Raw genomic sequence first — 18,162 nt, forward strand, 5'->3', positions numbered from 1 at the left:
TGAAAATCAAGTTTACATTGATTCCCTGTAGTTAGTATATCCGTAATACGTCAAATATCTCATAATTTGTCAGAAAAATCTAACAAGTTACGAGATATTTACATATTCCTATTATAGTATCCTATACAAAAATTACTTTCTACTGTGTTGCATTAGTCGGTAATCCTGCTTTTCAACTACATCATCAATGCGTTTAATTTCAGCCCCTAAAGAAGCCAACTTTTCATGAAATTTATAGTAACCTCGATCTAAATATTTTAACTGTGTTACCTGAGTAATATTGCGTGCCACTAATCCTGCTAAAATTAGCGCAGCTGCAGCTCTCAAATCAGTGGCAGCAACTTGAGCTCCGTTGAGCTTTGCCGAACCATATATGATTACTGTATTACCTTCTATTTTAAAATCAGCATTCATACGGCGTAATTCCTCTAAATGCATGAATCTATTTTCAAAGACTGTTTCAGTTAATAAACTCGTTCCGTGAGCCACAAGTTGTAAAACAGAGACTTGCGGTTGCATATCCGTTGGAAAGCCGGGATAAGGTAGCGTTTTTATAGCAATCGGTTTTAGCTCTTTAGGTCCAATAACACGAATACCCTTTTCTTCTTCTTGGACCAAGACGCCCATTTCTTCTAATTTTGATATTAGCGGTATATTGTGTTCTGCAATTGCGTCTTTAATTAAAACATTTCCCTTTGTTAAGGCCGCTGCAACCATAAAAGTTCCAGCTTCAATTCGATCTTGAATTATAGCGTGCTCAACACCATGTAATTCTTCAACACCTACAATTCGTATTGTTTCAGTTCCAGCACCCTTAACATTGGCACCCATTTTATTCAATACATTAGCTAAATCAACTATTTCTGGCTCACGTGCCACATTTTCAATTACTGTAACACCCTTTGCCAAAGTTGCAGCCATCATAATATTCTGTGTTGCACCTACACTAGGAAAATCTAAATAGATATTAGCACCAACTAATCCTGTTGTAGTTGCTTCTATGTATCCATCATGCTGTTCTATTTTTGCACCTAATGCTTCCATTCCCTTTAAGTGCAAATCAATTGGTCGTGAACCTATGGCACATCCTCCAGGCATTGCAACTTTTGCATGCTTTAGCCGAGCCAATAAGGGACCTAAAACAACTATTGAAGCTCGCATTTGCGAAACATATTTAAAGGGAGCTTCATAAGATAGTTTTCCTGTTGCATCAAGTTCAATAGCCTTGTTTTTTTCGTCCATGCCAACTTCTACATTCAAAAATCGAATGACGTTATTCATCGTATATACATCCGATAGAATAGGCACATTTGTTAAAACTGTTCGACCCTTTTTAGGCAAAATTGCTGCTGCCAAAATTGGCAATACAGCATTTTTTGCGCCTTCAATTTCAACTGTTCCAGAAAGTCTGTGTCCGCCACGAACAATAATTTTTTCCAAAGTAATTCCTCCATATGCAAGACCTCCCTCGTAGCCTCGCAATTATTTATATTAATAAATCAACTCTATTCCAAAATATAAACAATATTACGTGCGTTATCAATAAAGCTTAAGAAAAATTCACTGCATCCAAAACCAATAGTCACAGAAAGCATCACAATTACTAATTTGAATTTTCCTTGTCGCTCAGGTGTAATATATCTATCTAAACGTAAAGATTGTATTCCTATAAAAGCCAATGCAATAAAGACAAAATGACTAATGATAGTTAATAAAGCGGTATAACCATAATAATGCATAAAATTACCTCACATTTAATTCGTCATAATCATAGCACAAAATATAATTTGAGTCACTTTCTAAGACTCATTTATCTAAGTAATTAACAAAACTTAAAAAATAAAGTACCTATTACCATATTCAACATTTTTCAATAATATGTCAAGATTATCTTTTGTAAAATAGCTAAAAATAAAAAAGGTCAAGGAATAACCTCAACCTTTTCTTAGCATGTTACGACTACTTGAATGTCATTTATTTGAAATACTAATTCTGTTAATTGCACGTCGTAAAGAAACTTCTGCACGACGCAATTCGTCCACGTTATGTGTTTGTTTTGCTTCCTCAATCCGTTTTTCAGCACGTTCTTTTGCGCGCTGAGCACGATTAGTATCAATATCTTCACGTTTTTCAGCTGATGATGCAACAATTGAAAGCGTATTGTCAGAAAACTCCATGAAGCCACCACTAACAGCAATTTCATCAAACTTTTCTTCCGTTGTTTGGACACGTACACGATCAATTGCTAATGCCGCTAATGTCGGAATATGGTTAGGCATTATTCCAATCTCACCAACTGTTGTTTTACAAACAACTAGCGAAGTTGAATTCTCATATACACTTCCATCGGGTGTAACAATGTTAACTACGATAGTAGGTTTTGCATCCATTGGACGTTACCCCCTTACTTGTCAGCTAATTTTTTAGCTTTTTCAACGGCATCTTCGATTGGTCCAACTAATCGAAAAGCTTCTTCTGGAAGATCATCATATTTGCCTTCCAAAATTTCCTTAAAGCCCTTGACTGTTTGCTCAACAGGCACATATGACCCAGGCAATCCTGTAAACTGTTCAGCAACATTAAAGCTTTGTGATAAGAAGAATTGGATGCGTCGTGCACGAGAAACAATAATTTTTTCTTCGTCAGATAATTCATCCATACCCAAAATAGAGATAATATCTTGTAATTCACGGTAACGTTGCAAAATATGCTGTACTTCAGTTGCCACTTGATAGTGTTCTTCACCAACAATTTCTGGTGAAAGTGCACTAGATGTTGAAGCCAAAGGATCCACAGCAGGATAAATACCTTGTTGTGTCAAGGCACGTTCCAAGTTTGTTGTGGCATCCAAGTGAGCAAATGTCGTTGCAGGAGCAGGATCAGTATAATCATCTGCAGGTACATAAACAGCTTGAATAGATGTAACTGAACCTTTTTTAGTCGAAGTAATTCGTTCTTGTAATTGTCCCATTTCTGTAGCAAGTGTAGGCTGATATCCAACGGCAGATGGTATACGACCTAACAAAGCAGAAACTTCTGAACCAGCCTGTGTGAAACGGAAAATGTTATCAATAAACAATAAAACATCTTGACCTTCAACATCACGGAAATATTCCGCAATTGTTAGCCCTGTTAATGCAACACGCATACGCGCTCCAGGTGGTTCATTCATCTGACCAAAAACCATGGCTGTTTTTTCTAGAACACCAGATTCTTTCATTTCAAAATAAAGATCATTACCTTCACGGGTACGTTCACCAACACCAGTAAATACAGAAATACCATTATGCTCTTGCGCAATATTATGAATTAATTCCTGAATTAAAACTGTTTTACCAACACCAGCACCACCGAACAAACCAATCTTACCACCCTTGATGTAAGGAGCAAGCAAGTCAATAACCTTTATTCCTGTTTCCAAAATTTCTGTACTTGTATTTAATTGATCATACGCAGGAGCATCACGATGGATAGGATCACGTCGATGATCTTCTGCAAATTCTTCACCATTATCGATTGTGTCCCCTAAAACATTGAACACACGTCCCAAAGTTTCTTTACCAACTGGTACACTAATTGGAGCACCTGTGTTTTCAACATCAGCTCCACGTTGGAGACCATCTGTTGAATCCATGGCGATTGTCCGCATGATACCATCACCTAATTCAAGTGTAACTTCAATGACTAACACAGAGCCATCTGTACGTTTAACATGCAAGGCATCATTAATATCAGGTAAAGTTTCACTAAGAGGGAATTGCACATCAACAACAGGTCCGATAATTTGAATTACTTTACCAAGACTCATTTCGTTAAATTCCTCCTATAAATTAATTATTCTAAGGCAGCTTGTGCACCTGTGATTTCTGTAATTTCCGTTGTAATCGCACTTTGTCGTGCACGATTATATTTCAACTCTAACGAAGAAATAATGTCTCGTGCATTGTCACTTGCTGATTTCATAGCTGTTGAACTAGAAGAATGCTCCGATGTTTTAGCATCTAAAATTGCACCATAGACCAAACTTTCTGCATATTGGGGTAATACAACCTCTAATATTGCATCTTGCGATGGTTCTGTCTCATAATCTGCAGCAATTCCATTTTCGTCGGGTGAATTAAAATCATCACTCCCCATATTTTCTGCAGAAATAGGTAACATTTTTTCAGCACGAAATACAGATGTTAGTGTGTTAACAAAGTGATTATAACATACATATAATTCATCATATTGTTCATTATCATACATAGCAACAATATTATTTACAATTGGTCGGACTTCACGAAATGTTGGAATATCTTTTACACCACGATATTCATATTCAACATCATAACCACGTTTTTTGAAAAAATCAGCACCAGTTCCACCAATAGCAAGGATTACTGTGTTATCTTTATTACGTTTATCGCTATCGATTAATTGCATCGTTTGCTTGATTACATTACTGTTATAACTTCCTACTAAACCACGATCAGATGTAATAACAACAACACCTGTCTTTTTAACTGGTCGTTGTTTTAACATGCCAAGTGTGTTGATTTTACCATTTTGGCTTTTCCCCGATCCTACAGTAGCAGAATCCAATAAGTGAGATTTTGCCAAATGAGTGATAACACTGCGAATTTTTTGCGCATATTTCTGATAACTAGTCGTATGTTTTTGAATCTGACTTAATTTGGCTGTTGAAACCATCTGCATGGCTCCTGTAATTTGGCCCGTTTTTTTAGTTGATTCTATTCGACGTTTAACTTCTTGTAAAGAAGCTGGCATCAGCTCTCACCACCCTTTCTTATTTTGCACTAGGTTGAAACGTTTGTGCAAAATCTTTGATAGCACCATCAAGCTTGTCTGTTTCAGGCAATTTACCACTTGATTTAATATAATCTAGTAGGTCTTTATGATTTGCATCAAAGAAATCAAATAATTGATCTTGGAACAACAAAATATCATCCACTGCAACACCATCTAAAAATCCATGTGTTAAAGCATATAAAATGATTACTTGTTTTTCAACAGCCAATGGTTTATGTAATGGCTGTTTCAAAACTTCAACCGTCCTACGACCACGATTTAATTTCTTTTGTGTAGCTTCATCTAAATCTGAACCAAATTGTGCAAATGACTCAAGTTCACGATATGAAGCCAAATCCAAACGCAAAGTACCTGCAACTTTTTTCATAGCTTTAACTTGCGCTGCCCCACCAACACGTGAAACAGAAGTACCAGCATCAATAGCTGGGCGAATACCTGCATAGAAACTATCACTATTCAAGAAAATTTGACCATCAGTGATCGAAATAACATTAGTAGGGATATAAGCAGAGACATCGCCTGCTTTTGTTTCTATAAATGGTAAAGCCGTCATAGAACCGCCACCTAGTTCATCACTTAGTTTAGCAGCTCTTTCCAATAAACGTGAATGCAAATAGAAAACATCACCAGGATAAGCTTCACGACCAGGAGGACGTCTCAGAATTAAAGAAAGTTCACGGTATGCATCTGCTTGCTTAGATAAATCATCATAAACAATCAAGACATGCTTACCATTGTACATAAACTCTTCACCCATTGCGGCACCTGAATATGGAGCTAACCATAATAATGGTGCAGGAGATGAAGGCCCAGCAGAAACAACAATTGTATAGTCCATTGCACCATACTTACGTAATGTTTCAACTTGAGTTCTAACAGTAGATTCCTTTTGACCAATAGCAACATAAATACAAATCATATCTTGACTTTTTTGATTTAAAATTGTATCAATCGCAACTGATGTTTTACCAGTTTTACGGTCACCAATAACCAATTCACGTTGTCCACGTCCGATAGGAACTAATGCATCAATCGCTTTTAAGCCTGTTTGTAATGGTTCTTCAACAGATTGACGTTCCATAACACCAGGAGCCTTTTTTTCAATAGGACGTGTCTTTGTTGTTTTAATATCACCTAAGCCATCAATTGGTTGACCTAAAGGATTAACAACTCGACCAATCATTTCTTTTCCAACTGGAACTTCCATGATTCGTCCTGTACGCTTAACAGTATCGCCTTCACGAATACCTTTATAAGCACCTAAAATAACGATACCGACATCATTTGCTTCTAAGTTTTGAGCCATTCCATATGTGCCGTTTTCAAATTCTAGTAATTCACCAGATAAGGCATTATCCAAACCGTTAGCTCGAGCAACCCCATCACCAACGTATGTGACAGTGCCAACTTCAGCAACTTCTAGCTCATCTTTATAATCAGCTAATTGCTGTTTAATTAAAGCACTGATTTCTTCAGCCTTAATGCTCATAAAAGTCTCACCTCTTTAAAATCATTATTTTAATAATAGACGTTTAATTCGTTCAATCTTTGTCTTAATTGAACCGTCATAAATGTAGCTATTTGATTGTAGAATAACACCACCAATAATTGTTGAATCAACTACTGGTTTAACAACAACATTTTTAGCATTAACAATATTAGCAAATGAATCGCTCAATTTTTTTGTTTGTATATCATCTAATTTAATAGCTGTGGTTACAGTTACACGCACCGTTTTTTGAAATTCATCATATAATTTATTAAATTCGTTAATAACGTCATTCAAATTAGCTATTCTATTATAATCAAATAACATGTTCAATAAATTTTTTGTCAACTCAGAGGCATTTTTTGTCAAACTCTCTAACAAGGCCAATTTAGCCTCATAGTTTATAGAAGGGCTTGTCATAAATACCGTAAATTGTGGTTGCGTAGCTATACCCTTTTTTACCTCAGCCAATTCTGCACTTATATTTTCTAGTTGCTTCTTTTCTTGCGCAACTTCAAACAATGCTTGACTATAACGATGGGCAATTGTTGAATTATCTAATGCCATTTTGCTTCCCCAACCCTTCGATATATGAATCTACTAAAGCCTTTTGGTCTTCAGAACTCAATTCTTTTTGAATTATCTTCGAAGCAATTTCAATAGATAATTCCGCTACATCATTTTTAACACCATCTAAAGCCTCTTGACGTTCTTGCTGAATGTCTTTTTTAGCATTAGCCTTCATCGTAACAACTTCATCATGTGCTGAATTCACAATGTTTGTTTTTTGCTGTTCACCGTTTTGTTTAGCACGATCAATAATTTTAGAAGCTTCAACATGTGAATCTTTTAAAGCAACTTCACGTTGTTGTGCTAATTCTTGCGCTTTTTTGCGTGAATCTTCTGCAGAATCAATGTCATTAGCAATTTTAGTTGCTCTTTTTTCCATCATTTCTGTTACTGGACTCCAAGCAAACTTTTTAATCAATGCAAGCAAAATTAAAAAGATAACTAAATAATATAAAAAGTCACCCCAAGCAAAACCTGAGCTAGCAGCTCCTAGTAAAAACGTTGAATTCATCTATTGACACCTCCTTACTCAATATTTCGTAACTTTACAATATCGACTTTTGAAGGTCTTATTTTGCATAAAGTAAAAATGCAATAACTATTGAAATAATAGGAACAGCTTCAATCAAACCAACACCGATAAACATGTTAGTACGCAATTGTCCAGATAATTCTGGTTGACGAGCCATACCTTCAAGCATTTTAGAAATAACCAAACCGTTACCAATACCTGCACCAATAGCAGCACCTGCGGCAGCTAAACCTGCACCAATTAATGTTAATGAACCCATTTGAGAATCCTCCTCATTATTCTTTTTCAATCTTTTGTGAAATGTAAACCATTGTCAACGTAGTGAAAACAAAGGCTTGAATACTTCCGATGAAGACTGAGAAACCTTGCCAGATCAATTCTAGCACCGAAGCTGGAATAAAAACAAATGTATTTGTTTTTGCCAGTTCGTAGATTAATGTTAATAAAACTTCACCAGCATAAATGTTACCATAAAGACGTAAAGCCAATGTAATAAAGTTAGTAAATTGTTCTAAAATATTAATAGGTAATAATGCTTTCATCGGACTCATGTATGAATTAACAAAATATCCTTTAAAACCAAATTTCTTTACACCCATAAAATGTGCTAACAATAATACCATAAATGCAAATGTCATCGTTGTCATTGGACTTGACGTTGGACTTTTCACGTAATTATATCCATTAAATGAAATTTCTATAATCAAGCCAATTTGATTAGCAACGAAAATAAAAACAAATAGCGTAAACGCCAACAATCCGTAGCTTTTTCCCACTTCATCCGGAATTGCACTTTTAACAATGCCATTTGTAAAATCAATTAACCATTCCAACACATTTTGTTTTCCAGTTGGCTTTAACTTAATACTACGTGACAGCCAAAATACCAAACAAAAAACAATCAGCGCTGTTAGTGTTCCGGAAACTATGTTAGACACATTAAACGGAATACCTAGAAAAGTAATGATTTGGGTCTTTTCATCCACCGGGTTTCACCTCTTTTCATAATTAGTCAAAAATGGCCAAACATCAACCAAAGTAAGTCATAGAGAGATTCAAGTTAAAAAACCTTGAATACAAGAGAAATAATACCACCATTTCGCTCAAAATACAAAGGCAAAATTACCAATTTGTTAGCGTTTTCTATAACAAAAATTGGTATTTCAACTATATATGTCACACAATATATTTCATGTTACATTTGATATCATAGCTTTAATAGCGCTTTCTTTGTGTGTAAAAAAAACTGCGACACTAAAAAAAATTTATCGCAGTAATAAAAAAAATTTATTTTGTTCCAAAGAGCCGATCTCCAGCATCACCTAGTCCTGGAACAATATAACACTGCTCGTTTAAATGATCATCTAAAGCAGCAGAAAAAATATCGATGTCAGGATGGGCATCACGCAAGGCTTTAACTCCCTCTGGAGCAGCTACCAAACATACAAATTTAATTGATTGCGCCCCTCTTTTTTTCAATGCATCAACAGCCATAATTGCTGACCCACCTGTCGCTAACATTGGATCAACAATAAACATTTCTCGATTTTCTAGATCGTCTGGCATTTTAACAAAATATTCATGTGGTTTCATTGTTTCTTCATCACGATACATCCCTATATGGCCGACTTTAGCTGCCGGAATTAATTCTAAAATTCCATCTACCATTCCTAAACCAGCACGTAGAATTGGAACAATCACTACTTTTTTCCCAGCTAATCTTTTTTGAACTGTTTTGCCCATTGGTGTCTCAATTTCTACATCTTCTAATGGCATATCTCGCGAAACTTCATATGCCATTAATTCAGCAATTTCATTAACGCATTGCCGAAATTCTCGTGTACCGCAATTCTTATTACGAATAATCGTTAGCTTATGCTGAATTAGTGGATGATCCAGTACTTCAAATTTTCCCATGATTAACACTCCTATTAATTAATTACAACCATATCTATTCTAAACGATATTTCTTGTGCTGACTAGCAATAAATTGCATAATTTCTATTCAAAGTATTGATTACTTGCTGCTTTTTTTAATCTATTCATATATGCCATTCCCAATCCATCTTCTGGAAATTCTGCAACCAGTATGGTTTTAACTTCATTCATTTCATCAAAATACCGTAATCCTGCGAATAAACGCCGACTAGCCATTACAACATCTTTACCTAGATCATAACTATACTCATTTTTTTTGTATGATGCCAAAATATCACTTGTTGCCATGACTCCTATAGGATCTTTTTGTTTCTCTGTCCATTCAAATACACTTTGCCATTGATTAGGACGGACAATCAACACTTTAGCGTCTGGGGCATAATGTCTATATTTCATTCCTGGAGCCTTTGGAATTTCACTGTTTTTCACAGTATGTTTATCAGAAATGACCTTTTCACCTAAAACATCTTCAATTTCTGTTACATCCACACCACCTGGCCGTAAAATGGTTGGTTTTTCAGTGCTTAAATCTAATATAGTGGACTCAACTCCAACTTGTGTTGGCCCGTCATCTACTATTCCCGCAATACGACCTTCAAGATCATGAAAAACATGTTGTGCTGTTGTGGGACTAGGTTTTCCCGATGAGTTAGCTGACGGACCTACTATCGGAACACCTGCTAATTCTATTAACTTTCGAGTTACATTATTAGCAGGGCATCTAAATGCAGCAGTTGTTAAGCCTCCTGTTACAGCGTTTGGAAGTGACCCTGGTTTAATGTCAAAAACTAATGTTAAAGATCCTGGCCAAAATTTAGCAATTACTTTCCTTGCTTTCGAAGATAATGGTCCTGTATATTTTGTTATCATCTTTTCTGAAGCAACTGTTACAATGAGTGGATTGTCAGATGGGCGACCTTTAGCTAAATAGACACGCTTTACTGCTTGTTCATTTGTTGCATCTGCACCTAGACCATAGACCGTTTCTGTCGGAAAAGCGATTAATTCTCCTAATTTTAACTCTTTAGCAGCTATCTTTACTTCATTAGGCTGATATATTTTTGTTATTAACATTTTTATATTTTTCCTTTCTATATTTAAGCAACAACTAAAATTTTACTCGTACCATCCGATCATTTCCTAAAATATCTTTTTTCAAAGTCACTGTGGCATGTTTAAATTTATTCTTAAATATTTCCAAAACAGCTTCACCTTGTTTAAACCCAATTTCTACATATAATCGCGTATTTTGTTTTAAGTATGGTTTAATCTCAGTCGCCAATCTTTGATAAATAGCTAAGCCATGATTATCCGCAAATAGTGCCATCTGTGGCTCATATTTTTTAACACTTTCATCCATAAAGCTTTCTTCATCATAAGCTATATAGGGCGGATTAGATACAATAATGTCGTATTTTTCCTCTAATGAAGAAAACAAATCACTTTGTTTTAGATTAAGCATTAAATTTAATGCTTGCGCATTTTTTTGAGCTACTGCCAATGCTTTTGTTGAAATATCAGTTGCGGTGATATTAAAATCTGGCCGTTGCCTTTTAAGTGCTAATCCAATTGCACCACTTCCAGTTCCTATATCCACTATTTTCAAATTTCTTTTTTGGGTACAATCTGTCAAAATCCATTCCACTAATTCTTCTGTTTCTGGTCTTGGAATTAATGTATCTGCATTGACTTTAAGTTGTAATCCAAAAAAATTTGTATAGCCTAACAAATATTGTGGTGGATACCCTTCACAGCATTTCTTGATGTTCTTTTGAAATATTTCCCACTCATCTAGTGGCATAATTTCTTGATAATTCATCAATAGATGTGTCAAATTCCAGTGCATTTGTCCTAATAACAAGAACTGCACATCTTCTTTTGCCTTACCATGTTGTTCACTAAAAGAAAAAGCCCATTTCTGAGCTTCAAAAAAAGTTATCTTATGCATTTTGCAAGTTCTCCAAAGCTTTTGTTTGTTCAAACAAAATAAGTGCAGCAATTACGTCGTCTAACTCGCCATTAATAATCCGATCTAATTTATTTAAAGATAAACCAATTCGATGATCAGTAACTCTATTTTGTGGATAATTATATGTTCTTATTCTTTCTGAACGATCACCTGTTCCAACTGCAGATTTACGGTTTTCATCATAGGCATTTTGTTCTTGCGAAGAATAAAAGTCATATACCCTGGCTCTTAAAATTTGCATAGCTTTTTCTCTGTTTTGCTGTTGTGATCTTTGATCTTGCATAGCTACAACAATTCCTGTTGGTAAGTGCGTCATTCGAACCGCAGAAGATGTTTTATTGATATGTTGTCCACCTGCACCAGAAGAACGATACACATCAACCCGAATATCCTTAGGATCAATATCAATTTCAACATCTTTAGCCTCTGGCATTACTACTACTGTCGCAGTTGAAGTATGAACACGTCCTGCAGATTCAGTTACAGGTATCCGTTGAACGCGATGAGCCCCACTTTCGTACTTAAGTTTAGAATATACATTTTTACCGTTAATAACCATTGCTATTTCTTTAAAGCCACCAACCTCAGTTGTATTTTTATCAATAACTTCAATTGACCAGCCTTGCCGTTCAGCATATTTCGAATACATATTGAACAAATCGCCAGCAAATAAACTAGCTTCATCTCCACCTGCTGCACCTCTGATTTCCATGATAATATTTTTATCATCATTAGGGTCTTTAGGAATCAAGAGTACTTTAATTTCATCTTCTAATTTTTGTTTTTTCTCTTTAGAATCTGAAAGTTCTCCCTTTACCATTTCTGTCATTTCATCATCATCTAGACCATCGTTTAACATAGCCTCATCGTCTTTAATTGTTTGAACTACTTCTTTATATTGATTGTATTTTTCAACCGTTTCTCGTAAATCTGCCATTTCTTTTGAAAGTTCTGTAAATCTTTTCGTATCAGAAATCACTTCTGGATCAGATAATAATTCACCTAATTCTTCATAGCGATCTTCTAACATTTGTAACCTATCAAACAGCTTATCCATTATTTTCTCCTTTATTTTTTCCAAATATCAATTCAAATTGTGGATTAAAGTAATGTTTTCTACATACTGGAAAATAAGATTCATTACCACCAATTTTTATTTGCTCGCCTGTGTACACCGCTTCACCATTATTTACACGTAGATTCATGGTAGCTTTTTTCTGACAGAACCAGCATATTGTCTTCATCTCTTCAATTTTGTCAGCATATAATAATAAATACTTTGAGCCTTCAAATAATTCATTTTGAAAATCATTTTTCAATCCAAATGCCATTACTGGGATATGTAATTCATCCACAATTTTTGTCAATTCTAAAACATGATGTTTTTGTAAAAATTGAGCTTCATCAATTAATAAACAATCCGTTTGAGAATTGCAGTCCTGAACCGTTTTTAAAATATTTGTTTCAGCGAAAATTGGTAACGCCTTTCTTTTCATACCAATTCTACTAGAAATATACCCCACTTCATCACGATTATCTAAACCACTTGTCATGATAATTACATTCTTATTTTGTTCTTCATAGTTGTGAGCTACTTTCAATATTTCAATTGTTTTGCCACTATTCATAGCACCATATCGAAAAAAAAGCTGTGCCAATATCTTCCACACTCCAAATTTATTTTTCATATTCAAGTATATATGATTTACATCTAAATTTCACCCTTCGTCTTAAAAAAGAAGAAAAATAACCTTTTTTTAATTACATTTAATTTCAAATGTGATAACATTTATTTGTTATGATGGTATGTTTCCAAGGGGAAAAATAGCTGTTTTTGTTATTAGTTTTAGTCTTTAAACATTAAGACTGTGCTTTTTTTCAAGGGATAACAACTGTGATAGACTTTATAATGAAAATTTAGAACGGGGAATTTAATTATGTCATTAAAAAGTTTTTTAGCTATTGCGGCAGGTAAAAGTTCGCACTGGTTTTTGCATAATTTTATGCATGGTGGAACTGCGTTACCTGGAAAAATAACTTTAAAAATTGATCCAAATGTTTTAGAAACTTTAGCCAAAAACTATGATATTGTTATCATTACTGGTACAAACGGTAAAACACTGACTACTGCATTAACTGTTAAAGTTTTACAGTCAAAATATCCACACTTACTAACTAATCCGAGTGGTTCAAACATGAAGCAAGGTATTGTCACTGCTTTTTTGACACATAAAAAAAATAAACATGGCAAAAATCTTGCTATTTTAGAAACTGATGAAGCCAATGTTCCAATCATTTCAAAATACATTAAACCAACTGCCTTTGTTATGACTAATCTCTTCCGAGATCAAATGGACCGATATGGCGAAATATATACAACATATGAAAAAATCTTAAAAGGTGTTCGTCTGCATCCTGAAGCAACCATTATTGCTAATGGAGATGCACCCATTTTTAATAGCGTAAAACTCCCTAACCCGGTTTTATATTATGGCTTTGACAATAAGAAGGATCATGAACAACTAGCGCCAGCCAATACTGATGGCTTACTTTGTCCGAAATGCCAACATATTCTGCATTATAAGAACTTAGTTTACAGTAATCTTGGTAAATATTATTGTCCTAATTGTGATTTTAAGCGTCCTGAATTAGCATGCAAAGTAACTGAAATTTTAACTCAGTCACCACAAGAATCAAGATTTAAAATAAACGATACTCCGATTCATTTGCATATCGGTGGCACATATAATATTTATAATACTTTAGCTGCTTATACTGTCGGGAAATATTTAGATGTAGATTCAAAACAAATAGCTCAAATGTTAGATAATAAAGATGAAAAAGTTTTTGGTCGTCAAGAAACAATCCATGTTGGCGATAAGGAAATCACTTTAATTCTTGTTAAAAACCCTGTTGGTATTAATCAAGTTCTCGAAATGATTAAAACAGATACTAGTCCTTTTTCGCTAAGTATTCTTCTCAATGCTAATTATGCCGATGGTGTTGATACCAGCTGGATTTGGGATGCAAATTTTGAAGATTTACCTTTCGAGCGTATTGGTGCTGTTTTAACTGGAGGAGAACGTTATAAAGATATTACGTTTAGAATGAAAGTCGCTGGTGTTCCTGACAATATCTTTACCCAACGCGAGAAGATATTAGATGTTGTTGAAAATATCAAAACTATGCCTACCAAAAATGTATATGTCTTAGCTACATATACGGCTGTTTTACAATTACGTAAATTGTTAGCTAGCGCAGGCTATATTTCTGGAGGTATGGAATAATGGCATATTCACTTCATGTTGCACATCTTTATGGTGATCTATTAAACACATATGGCGATATTGGTAATATTTTGGTTATGAAATACTATGCTAAAAAAATAAATGTGAACTTAACTTCTGAACTCGTTTCACTAGGTCAGCCTTTTGAACCCCAAAAGTATGACTTCGCCTTTTTTGGTGGTGGTCAAGATTATGAGCAAATGATTGTTTCAAAAGATATCCAAGCTAAAAAAGACGATTTAATTTCATTTATCGAAGATGGTGGCCCTGTTCTTGCAATTTGTGGAGGCTATCAATTATTAGGTGAATACTACATTGGAGCCGATGGTCAGAGAATTAATGGTATTCACGCCTTAGATCATCATACTGAAAGTCAAGATAATAATCGCTTTATTGGTGATATTACTATTCACAATGAACAACTTGATGAAACCTATATTGGATTTGAGAATCATAATGGTATGACTTACTTAGGAAAAGGTGAACAACCTTTAGGTAAAGTTGTTTTTGGTCATGGAAATAACGGTTCTGATCGTTCAGAAGGCGCTATCTATAAGAATACTTATTGTTCTTACTTTCACGGTCCTATCCTTGCACGCAATCATAACTTAGCAAAGCATTTACTATTAATAGCTTTAAAACGTAAGTTCCCAGATGTCGATTTTACAATTCCAGCAGATATTGACTAATTTTTTATAATAAATAAGCTTGAGATTTGAACTTTCTTCAAAATCTCAAGCTTATTTACTATCAACTGATAACCATAAAATTAAGTATTGTTATTCTTTTCTTCCAGGATTTGAGGAAATAATATCCATCGTACCTTCAATTGACCATTCTTTAACCTCAAACGGCAAGATAAAATGTATACCTTTTTTTAGTTTATACTGTTGTTCATTTACAGTTAAAACCCCCTGCCCTTCAATAACTGATACTAAAGTATATAATGCATCCTGACGTTTAATCGTTCCTTTGCCGCCATTTAAGCGCCAACGTTCCACCGTAAAGAAGTCTGTTTTTACAAATCTTGTGATTTCAATATCATCAGCCATAGTTGTCTTTTGAACTAATTTTGGATCGACATGCGGCACATTAATAACATCAATTGATTGTTTTAAATGTAACTCTCTTTTTTTACCTGTCTTTGCATCTACCCTATCAAAATCATATAACCGATACGTAGTGTCTGAGCTTTGTTGCGTTTCCAAAACCATAATACCTTTTCCGATTGCGTGAACTGTTCCACTAGGTACATATAGAAAATCGCCAGGTTTAACTGGAACATGCCGCAAAAGTTTATCCCACTTTCCGTTTTCAATCCATTCAGCTAATTCTGCTCGTGTTTTGGCATGATGACCATAAATCATCTCAGCCCCCTCATCTGCAGCCAATACATACCAACATTCTGTTTTTCCTAATTCATGTTCATGTTTTAGTGCATATGTATCGTCAGGATGCACTTGTACCGATAAATCCTCACGTGCATCTAATATTTTAGTTAAAAGAGGAAAAACATCTTCTTTAGCGTTACCAAATATTTCTCGATGTTGATCCCATAGTTCAGCTAAATTCATTCCTGTATACGGGCCATTTTCAACAACCGAGGTTCCGTGTGGATGAGCAGAGATAGCCCAACATTCACCAGTTCTATCACTAGGAATATCATAACCATATACTTTATTTAATTTGTTGCCACCCCAAATTTTTTCTTGAAAATATGGTTTTAAAAAAATAGGTTGTTTCATGTTAAAAATCCTCCTTATTTGTTTCCATTTCTTCTTTTAAATAGTTTTCAATTAAAGCATCACGACGTTGTAAAAAAATTTCATTATCTGCATTGGGATGGATACGGTTAGTCAATACAATTAAAGCTGACTGCTTTATCTTATTAATAAGTATAAATGTACCAGTGTACCCCGTATGATATAAACAAGGGGTCTTATCTGGCATATATCTTAAGTCCCAACCATATGACCTACCTAATTTTCGTGTGGGTGTCTGGTCTTTGAAGAAATCATCTATAGTCTTGTTATTTAATATATGTTTGTTCTCTTCATTACTCATAAACCACTGCGTAAATTTAACTAGATCATGTAAACTCATGAATAAACCAGCTGATCCACAATGCTCACCTAAAATATATGCCTTTGGATCATGAACCTTTCCACATATCAAACCACGTTTTAGATTCATTTCTGTTGGGACACATCTTTTTGAATCTGGATTAAATGTACTCTCCGTTAGTCCTAATGGCACTAGAACATTTTTAAAGATAACTTTTTGAACAGCTTCATGATAAATATTTTCAATTATCTGTCCTAGTAAAATAAAACCAACATCAGTATAAACAACCTTTTTTTCAAAATTTTCTCCAACCTTAAGAGTATACAAAGCTCGTAATAATTCTTCAGCAGGTAGTTGATTCCGATTTTTTATATATCCAGTTAATCCAGAAGTATGGGTTAACAAGTGTCTTATAGTTACACGTTTATCTTTAAATTCAGGTAAATAAAGATATATAGGGTCATCAACATGTAACTTATTAGCTTGAATCAATTGCATAATTACAGTTGTTGTCCCTATAACCTTAGTTAAAGATGCAATATCATATAACATATTTGGAACTAATAATTCTTTTTTGGGAATTACCTGTTTATATCCAAAAGATTCCGCTTGCAATTTTCCATGCTGCAACATTGCATATGATACACCTGGAACTACCTTATCTTCTTGCAAAGAATGCAATAACGCAACTGTACTTGCATTAAACATTTTATCCATCCTTTTTATCCATCTTTAATTTATTAACATAGATAACTTTAAATTGTCCATCTATATAATCTACTCTACTTGCACGCGAATTATCAAGCAAGAAAAGAGGGACATCGCCTCTTAAACTTTCTATAAAATTAGATAGAATAAGGCCATGCGTAACAATTAAAATATTACCACCTTTTTCTTCATATTCTTTAGCTATGCCAGAAAGAGTACGCATCATTCTTTGTGCTAAGTGTGTGGAATCCTCAATTATTTCGTCGCTATCCATAAAGCGAAAAAGTTCTGTTAATTCTGCAACATGCTCATCGTTCATCAATGCTTGTACAATACGCCGTACCCCGAGCGCTCGTAATGCAGTTGAAATCATTTTAATATTTTTAGCTTCTTCAAAACGACCAAAACTTATTTCACGTAACCCTGGTTCTTGATATACACTAGGAAAATAACGTTCATTTTCATTCAAAATATATTGGGCTGTTTCACGCGTTCGTTTTAAATCACTTGTATAGACTGCTTCAAATTTTACATTTTTTAATTCTTTACCTAATCTTCGTGCCATACGAATCCCCCGTTTAGTAAGTGGCGAATTTGTCACCCCTTGCAAGCGTTTATAACGGTTCAATTTTGTTTGTCCATGTCTAACCAAATAAAAGTGTACTGTTGCCACGATTCCACCTCCCCTTTTTTGTAGATGATATCTTAATTATATACTTTGTTTACAAATGATTCAAAAAATTATTGTTTGTCAACCGTTTCCAAATTTTATTTTTCTGATATTAATTGTTAC

The 18,162-nt window shown here is 34.5% G+C and carries 20 protein-coding genes; 2 read left to right on the forward strand and 18 right to left on the reverse strand.

Translation table 11 applies throughout. The features are described 5' to 3' along the window. Window positions 1-132: 132 nt before the first annotated feature. The 15 genes from murA to LB941_RS01275 form a co-directional block, all read right to left on the reverse strand. A complete protein-coding gene (murA, locus tag LB941_RS01205) occupies window positions 133-1,440 on the reverse strand; it encodes a UDP-N-acetylglucosamine 1-carboxyvinyltransferase (RefSeq protein ID WP_253358791.1) in 1,308 nt (435 codons plus the stop codon). A 65-nt stretch (window positions 1,441-1,505) separates the two neighbouring features. After that, window positions 1,506-1,739, reverse strand: coding sequence for a DUF1146 family protein (locus tag LB941_RS01210; protein WP_253358792.1), 234 nt, complete (start codon window positions 1,737-1,739; stop codon window positions 1,506-1,508). Between the two features lie 231 nt (window positions 1,740-1,970). Next, the gene (locus tag LB941_RS01215) at window positions 1,971-2,390 is read right to left on the reverse strand and encodes a F0F1 ATP synthase subunit epsilon (RefSeq protein ID WP_253358793.1); all 420 of its coding nucleotides are present in this window, start codon (window positions 2,388-2,390) and stop codon (window positions 1,971-1,973) included. 14 nt (window positions 2,391-2,404) lie between these two features. Then, entirely contained in the window at window positions 2,405-3,808 is a 1,404-nt protein-coding gene (gene atpD, locus LB941_RS01220; RefSeq protein WP_253358794.1) for a F0F1 ATP synthase subunit beta, read from the reverse strand. 26 nt (window positions 3,809-3,834) lie between these two features. Beyond that, window positions 3,835-4,770 (reverse strand): F0F1 ATP synthase subunit gamma, encoded by a 936-nt coding sequence (locus tag LB941_RS01225; protein ID WP_253358795.1) that lies wholly within the window; start codon window positions 4,768-4,770, stop codon window positions 3,835-3,837. A gap of 19 nt (window positions 4,771-4,789) precedes the next feature. Next, the gene (atpA, locus tag LB941_RS01230; RefSeq protein WP_253358798.1) at window positions 4,790-6,301 is read right to left on the reverse strand and encodes a F0F1 ATP synthase subunit alpha; all 1,512 of its coding nucleotides are present in this window, start codon (window positions 6,299-6,301) and stop codon (window positions 4,790-4,792) included. A gap of 24 nt (window positions 6,302-6,325) precedes the next feature. Further along, the gene (atpH, locus tag LB941_RS01235) at window positions 6,326-6,868 is read right to left on the reverse strand and encodes an ATP synthase F1 subunit delta (RefSeq protein WP_253358799.1); all 543 of its coding nucleotides are present in this window, start codon (window positions 6,866-6,868) and stop codon (window positions 6,326-6,328) included. After that, window positions 6,855-7,382 (reverse strand): F0F1 ATP synthase subunit B, encoded by a 528-nt coding sequence (atpF, locus tag LB941_RS01240; protein WP_253358801.1) that lies wholly within the window; start codon window positions 7,380-7,382, stop codon window positions 6,855-6,857. Before atpF ends, atpH begins: the two co-directional genes overlap by 14 nt. 58 nt (window positions 7,383-7,440) lie before the next feature. Then, window positions 7,441-7,662, reverse strand: a complete 222-nt coding sequence (gene atpE, locus LB941_RS01245) for a F0F1 ATP synthase subunit C (RefSeq protein ID WP_253358804.1) — start codon at window positions 7,660-7,662, stop codon at window positions 7,441-7,443. Window positions 7,663-7,678: 16 nt separating this feature from the next. Next, on the reverse strand, window positions 7,679-8,389 hold the full coding sequence (atpB, locus tag LB941_RS01250; protein WP_253358806.1) for a F0F1 ATP synthase subunit A: 711 nt from the start codon (window positions 8,387-8,389) through the stop codon (window positions 7,679-7,681). 301 nt (window positions 8,390-8,690) lie between these two features. Beyond that, complete coding sequence (gene upp, locus LB941_RS01255; RefSeq protein ID WP_253358808.1) at window positions 8,691-9,320, reverse strand: uracil phosphoribosyltransferase; 630 nt, start codon at window positions 9,318-9,320, stop codon at window positions 8,691-8,693. Between the two features lie 84 nt (window positions 9,321-9,404). Beyond that, window positions 9,405-10,415: an L-threonylcarbamoyladenylate synthase gene (locus tag LB941_RS01260; RefSeq protein WP_253358809.1), complete on the reverse strand. Its 1,011-nt coding sequence runs from the start codon at window positions 10,413-10,415 to the stop codon at window positions 9,405-9,407. Between the two features lie 34 nt (window positions 10,416-10,449). Next, window positions 10,450-11,289 (reverse strand): peptide chain release factor N(5)-glutamine methyltransferase, encoded by an 840-nt coding sequence (prmC, locus tag LB941_RS01265; RefSeq protein WP_253358810.1) that lies wholly within the window; start codon window positions 11,287-11,289, stop codon window positions 10,450-10,452. Next, window positions 11,282-12,367, reverse strand: coding sequence for a peptide chain release factor 1 (gene prfA / locus LB941_RS01270; protein WP_253358812.1), 1,086 nt, complete (start codon window positions 12,365-12,367; stop codon window positions 11,282-11,284). The genes prmC and prfA overlap by 8 nt, the downstream gene beginning before the upstream one ends. Further along, window positions 12,360-12,968 (reverse strand): thymidine kinase, encoded by a 609-nt coding sequence (locus LB941_RS01275; RefSeq protein WP_253358814.1) that lies wholly within the window; start codon window positions 12,966-12,968, stop codon window positions 12,360-12,362. The genes prfA and LB941_RS01275 overlap by 8 nt, the downstream gene beginning before the upstream one ends. Before the next feature lie 279 nt (window positions 12,969-13,247). Between LB941_RS01275 and LB941_RS01280 the strand changes: the two genes are divergently transcribed. Together LB941_RS01280 and LB941_RS01285 are read left to right on the forward strand one after the other, a co-directional pair. After that, window positions 13,248-14,597, forward strand: a complete 1,350-nt coding sequence (locus LB941_RS01280) for a Mur ligase family protein (protein WP_253358816.1) — start codon at window positions 13,248-13,250, stop codon at window positions 14,595-14,597. Further along, window positions 14,597-15,286, forward strand: coding sequence for a type 1 glutamine amidotransferase (locus tag LB941_RS01285; RefSeq protein WP_253358818.1), 690 nt, complete (start codon window positions 14,597-14,599; stop codon window positions 15,284-15,286). Before LB941_RS01280 ends, LB941_RS01285 begins: the two co-directional genes overlap by 1 nt. Before the next feature lie 90 nt (window positions 15,287-15,376). Here LB941_RS01285 and manA read toward each other — a convergent pair whose 3' ends face one another. Genes manA through LB941_RS01300 form a run of 3 tightly spaced genes read right to left on the reverse strand, consistent with a single transcriptional unit; the run spans window position 15,377 to window position 18,042 of the window. Next, window positions 15,377-16,342 carry a mannose-6-phosphate isomerase, class I gene (gene manA, locus LB941_RS01290; protein WP_253358820.1) on the reverse strand — a complete coding sequence of 322 codons (966 nt, stop codon included), beginning with the start codon at window positions 16,340-16,342 and terminating at the stop codon, window positions 15,377-15,379. A 1-nt stretch (window position 16,343) separates the two neighbouring features. Further along, a complete protein-coding gene (locus LB941_RS01295; protein ID WP_425270468.1) occupies window positions 16,344-17,378 on the reverse strand; it encodes a serine hydrolase domain-containing protein in 1,035 nt (344 codons plus the stop codon). Then, entirely contained in the window at window positions 17,371-18,042 is a 672-nt protein-coding gene (locus LB941_RS01300) for a histidine phosphatase family protein (protein ID WP_253358822.1), read from the reverse strand. The genes LB941_RS01295 and LB941_RS01300 overlap by 8 nt, the downstream gene beginning before the upstream one ends. Between the last annotated feature and the right edge of the window lie 120 nt (window positions 18,043-18,162).

Source organism: Ligilactobacillus ubinensis, assembly GCF_024160875.1.
Taxonomy (GTDB): domain Bacteria; phylum Bacillota; class Bacilli; order Lactobacillales; family Lactobacillaceae; genus Ligilactobacillus; species Ligilactobacillus ubinensis.